The sequence below is a fragment of the Streptomyces sp. NPDC057474 genome (assembly GCF_042802555.1).
In the GTDB taxonomy this organism is placed as follows: Bacteria; Actinomycetota; Actinomycetes; order Streptomycetales; family Streptomycetaceae; genus Streptomyces.
The window spans coordinates 1-4786 of sequence record NZ_JBHVDX010000401.1 but is presented as its reverse complement, the minus strand read 5'-3'; the positions used below and the strand labels follow the sequence as shown (position 1 = coordinate 4786).

Below are 4786 nucleotides of genomic sequence, written 5' to 3'. Positions count from 1 at the left end.
GGTCCTGGAGACGGCCGCCGCTTCCGTCTGTTCGGTGCCGGGGGTGTCCCGGAAGTCGCCGCCCTCGCCTGCCGTAGATCGCTCTTTGTCCTCTGAGTGGAGAAAGTTGGTGGCAATTCCTGCTCAACTTCTTCCCAGTCCCGGTAGCCGCTGCTACGTTCCCCTGCGAAAGGTCGGTCATGGGATGTGGCCGGAACGCGACGGACGTAGCGGCCGTTTGAGGCGGGGAGGGGCTTGTGAGACGTATGACGGCTCGACCCGCGAACGCGCATCAGGCCCGCCTGTTGCGCCTGTTGCGGGACGGTGGTCCCAACTCCCGTGCTCAGCTGGGAGATCGCGTCGATCTGTCGCGGTCGAAGCTGGCCGTGGAGGTGGACCGGCTGCTGGAGACGGGACTGGTCGTGGCCGACGGGCTCGCCGCCTCGCGCGGTGGCCGCCGGTCGCACAACATCCGGCTCGCCCCCCAACTCCGTTTTCTCGGCGTCGACATCGGCGCTACCTCGATCGATGTGGCCGTCACCAATGCGGAGTTGGAGATCCTCGGCCACATCAACCAGCCCATGGACGTGCGGGACGGCCCGGTCGCCGTCTTCGAGCAAGTCCTGTCCATGGGCGCCAAGTTGAAGGCCTCCGGACTCGCGGAAGGGTTCGACGGCGCCGGTATCGGCGTCCCCGGACCGGTCCGCTTCCCCGAGGGCGTCCCCGTCGCCCCGCCGATCATGCCGGGCTGGGACGGGTTCCCGGTGCGCGAGGCGCTCAGCCAGGAACTCGGCTGCCCCGTCATGGTCGACAACGACGTGAACCTGATGGCGATGGGGGAGCAGCACGCGGGCGTCGCCCGTTCCGTGGGCGACTTCCTCTGCGTCAAGATAGGCACCGGCATCGGCTGCGGCATCATCGTCGGCGGCGAGGTCCACCGCGGTACGACGGGCAGCGCCGGCGACATCGGGCACATCCTCGCCGTACCGGACGGCCGCCCCTGCGCCTGCGGCAACCGGGGCTGCCTGGAGGCCCACTTCAGCGGCGCCGCGCTCGCCCGCGACGCCAAGGACGCCGCCCAGCAGGGGCTTTCGGCGGAACTCGCCTCCCGGCTGGAGACCAACGGCACTCTGACCGCCGTCGACGTGGCCGCCGCGGCCGCCGCCGGCGACGCCACCGCGCTCGACCTGATACGCGAGGGCGGCAACCGCACCGGCCAGGTCATCGCCGGACTCGTCAGCTTCTTCAACCCCGGCCTGGTGGTGATCGGCGGCGGGGTGACCGGCCTCGGCCACACCCTGCTCGCCGCCATCCGCACCCAGGTCTACCGCCAGTCACTGCCCCTCGCGACCAACAACCTGCCCATCGTGCTGGGGGAGTTGGGGCCAACCGCCGGAGTCATCGGCGCGGCCCGCCTCATCAGCGACCACCTGTTCTCACCCGCGTAACCACTCCGTTCGTCAGTACCGAAGACCGGCAAGGTCGTCCGCACGACACAGGCAAGGTCGTCCGTACGGCGGACCGGCACAGAGCCGCACCTGCACCATGACGAACAGCGCCCTGCTCCGCCCTGCCCGAACGCGCCTGCCCAGCAAGCGGATTCACCCTGAAACCGGCCCGCACGCCCGCCAAGGGGAACTCATGGCACCAGAATTACCGCTGCTCACCATGTCCGGCATCACCAAGTCGTTCCCCGGAGTCCGGGCCCTCGACGGCGTCGACCTCGACGTCCAGGCCGGAGAGGTCCACTGCCTGCTCGGCCAGAACGGCGCCGGGAAGTCCACCCTGATCAAGGTCCTGGCCGGCGCCCACCAGCCCGACGACGGCACGATCACCTGGCGGGGCGAACCCGTCACCCTGAAGTCGCCGATCGCCGCCATGCGCCTCGGCATCGCCACCATCTACCAGGAACTCGACCTGGTCGAGGGCCTGTCGGTGGCCGAGAACGTCCACCTCGGCCATGAGCCCACGGCCGCCGGCTTCGTCGTACGGGGAAAGGCGGCGCGGGCGTCAACTGCCGCTCTGCTCAAACGGCTTGGTCACCCGGAGGTCGATCCGGCGCGGCTGGTCGGTGAGTTGCCCGCCGCCCAGCAGCAGATCGTCTCCATGGCGCGGGCGCTCTCCCACGACGTACGGCTGATCGTGATGGACGAGCCGTCGGCCGCGCTCGACCCGGACGAGGTCGACAACCTGTTCAGGATCGTGGGGGACCTGACCGCGGCCGGGGTGGCCGTCGTCTACATCTCGCACCGCCTGGAGGAGATCCGGCGAATCGGCGACCGGGTGACCGTACTGAAGGACGGGCGGGCCGTGGCGGGCGGGCTGCCCGCGAAGACCACGCCGACGCGCGAGGTCGTGGCGCTGATGACCGGGCGGAACGTCGAGTACGTCTTCCCCGATCGGCCGCCCGCGCCGCCGACGGCAGGTACGCCCGTGCTGGAGGTGCGGGGGCTGGCACGTGCCGGTGAGTTCGACCCGTTCGACCTGGAGGTACGGCCCGGCGAGATCGTGGGCCTCGCCGGACTCGTCGGCTCGGGACGGTCGGAGATCCTGGAGACGATCTACGGGGCCCGAAAGCCGACGTCCGGTCAAGTAAGTGTCGACGGGCGGCGGTTGAGGCTCGGCAGCGTACGGGCCGCCGTACGGGCCGGGCTCGGGCTCGCCCCCGAGGAGCGCAAGGCGCAGGCGCTGCTGATGCTGGAGTCCGTCACCAGAAACGTCTCCGTGTCGTCGATGTCCCGCTTCGCACGTGTCGGCTGGATCGACCGGGGCGCCGAACACCGCGCCGCGCGGGCCGCGACCCGCGAGCTGTCCCTGCGCCCCGACAACCCGGACGTACCGGTCCGCACCCTCTCCGGAGGCAACCAGCAGAAGGCGGTGCTCGCCCGCTGGCTGCTGCGCGGCTGCCGGGTCCTGCTGCTCGACGAGCCGACGCGGGGCGTCGACGTGGGCGCCCGCGCCGAGCTGTACGCGGTGGTCCGCCGGCTCGCCGACGAGGGGCTCGCCGTGCTGCTCGTCTCCAGCGAGGTGCCCGAAGTCCTCGGCCTCGCCGACCGGGTGCTCGTCCTGCGCGAGGGCCGGGTCGTACACACCGCGCCCGCCCGTGAACTCGACGAACACCGCGTCCTCGACCTTGTGATGGAAGGAAGCCCCGTGACCGTTGAAGGGAGCCCGGCGTCATGACCCAGCCCGTGTCCCCGCCCCGGGGCAGTGCCGACAAAGTGACACCCGTCAGCGAGCCGCCGGCCTGGCGTGCCCTCGTGTTCCGCGCCGACGTCCGCACCCTGTCGCTCCTCGGCGTCCTCGCCGTGCTGATCGTCATCGGCGGCGTCACCAGACCCGATGAGTTCCTCGACACCCGCAATCTCCAACTCGTCCTCACCCAGGCCTCGGTGATCGGTGTCGTCACCGTCGGCATGACCTTCGTCATCACCTCCGGCGGCATCGACCTGTCCGTGGGCGCGATCGTCGCCCTGGCGTCCGTCTGGGCGACGACCGTGGCCACCCAGGAGTACGGCTTCGCCGGCATCCTCTTCACGGCGGTGATCGTCGGCGTCGGCTGCGGCCTGGTGAACGGGCTGCTCATCGCGTACGGCGGCGTGGTCCCCTTCATCGCCACCCTCGCGATGCTCGCCTCGGCCCGCGGCCTCGCCCTCCAGATCACCGACGGCAGCACCCAGGTCGTCGGCGTCGACGCCATCCTGAACCTCGGCGAGCGCGACGCGTACGTCCTCGGCATACCGCCGCTTGTCCTGGTCTTCGCGGTCGTGACGATCATCGGCTGGCTGCTGCTGAACCGCACCACCTTCGGCCGGCGCACGGTCGCGGTCGGCGGCAACGCGGAAGCGGCCCGGCTCGCCGGCATCGACGTGCGGCGGCAGCGGCTGTACCTGTACCTGCTCTCCGGGCTGTGCTGCGGCATCGCCGCGTTCCTGCTGATCGTGTTGTCCGGTTCGGGCCAGAACACCAACGGCAACCTCTACGAACTCGACGCCATCGCCGCCGCGATCATCGGCGGCACCCTGCTCACCGGCGGCCGGGGCACCATCACCGGCTCCGTCCTCGGCGTCCTGATCTTCACCATGATCACCAACATCTTCGCGCTCAACAACCTGCAGAGCGACGTCCAGCAGATCGCCAAGGGCGCGATCATCGTCGCCGCGGTCCTGGTCCAGCGACGTACGGCAAGCACGACCTGAGACACCGAAGAGCCGATGCACGGGAAAGGTCCACCGCCATGCCAGAGTTCACCAGCCGCAGAGGACTGCTCTTCGGGACCGCCGCCGTCTCGGCCGGCGCCCTCCTCGTCGGTTGCACCAGCAACGAACCCAACGAAACAGGGGACGACCCGGCCGCCAACGAACAGCCGGCCGCCGACGACAAGCCCGGCAAGGCGGTCACCATCGGCTTCGCCGGACCGCAGGCCGACCACGGCTGGCTCAACGCGATCAACCAGAACGCCAAGAGCCGCGCCGAGCGGTACGAGGACGTCACGCTGGAGATCACCGAGGGCTCCAACGACACCGCCCAGCAGATCGGCCAGATCGAGACCCTCATCAACAAGAAGGTCGACGTCCTGGTCGTGCTGCCCGCCGACGGCAAGGCGCTCACCCAGGTCGGCCTCAAGGCGATGCGCGCCGGCATCCCCGTCGTCAACCTCGACCGGATCTTCAACTCCCCGCAGGCGTACCGCTGCTGGATCGGCGGCGACAACTACGGCATGGGGCTCAGCGCCGGGCACTACATCGGCGAGCAGCTCGATGACAAGGGCGACGCCCGTGTCATCGAGCTCGCCGGGCTCGACAAC

Annotated in this window: 4 protein-coding genes; all 4 read left to right on the top strand. The window is 70.1% G+C overall.

Annotated elements, in window-relative coordinates:
- The first annotated feature begins 245 nt into the window (after nucleotides 1-245).
- Nucleotides 246-1427, top strand: a complete 1182-nt coding sequence (locus ACFU53_RS46710) for an ROK family protein (RefSeq protein WP_384006372.1) — start codon at nucleotides 246-248, stop codon at nucleotides 1425-1427.
- A 193-nt stretch (nucleotides 1428-1620) separates the two neighbouring features.
- Entirely contained in the window at nucleotides 1621-3162 is a 1542-nt protein-coding gene (locus ACFU53_RS46705) for a sugar ABC transporter ATP-binding protein (RefSeq protein WP_384006370.1), read from the top strand.
- Entirely contained in the window at nucleotides 3159-4178 is a 1020-nt protein-coding gene (locus ACFU53_RS46700) for an ABC transporter permease (RefSeq protein WP_384006369.1), read from the top strand. The genes ACFU53_RS46705 and ACFU53_RS46700 overlap by 4 nt, the downstream gene beginning before the upstream one ends.
- Nucleotides 4179-4216: 38 nt before the next feature.
- The coding region (locus ACFU53_RS46695) for a substrate-binding domain-containing protein (protein ID WP_384006367.1) at nucleotides 4217-4786 on the top strand (570 nt) is incomplete at its 3' end.

Excerpts from the sequence above, each read along its gene's own strand:
- ACFU53_RS46705 (WP_384006370.1), top strand. The coding sequence starts at position 1,621 with ATGGCACCAGAATTACCGCTGCTCACCATGTCCGGCATCACCAAGTCG.
- ACFU53_RS46700 (WP_384006369.1), top strand. The coding sequence starts at position 3,159 with ATGACCCAGCCCGTGTCCCCGCCCCGGGGCAGTGCCGACAAAGTGACA.
- ACFU53_RS46710 (WP_384006372.1), top strand. The coding sequence starts at position 246 with ATGACGGCTCGACCCGCGAACGCGCATCAGGCCCGCCTGTTGCGCCTG.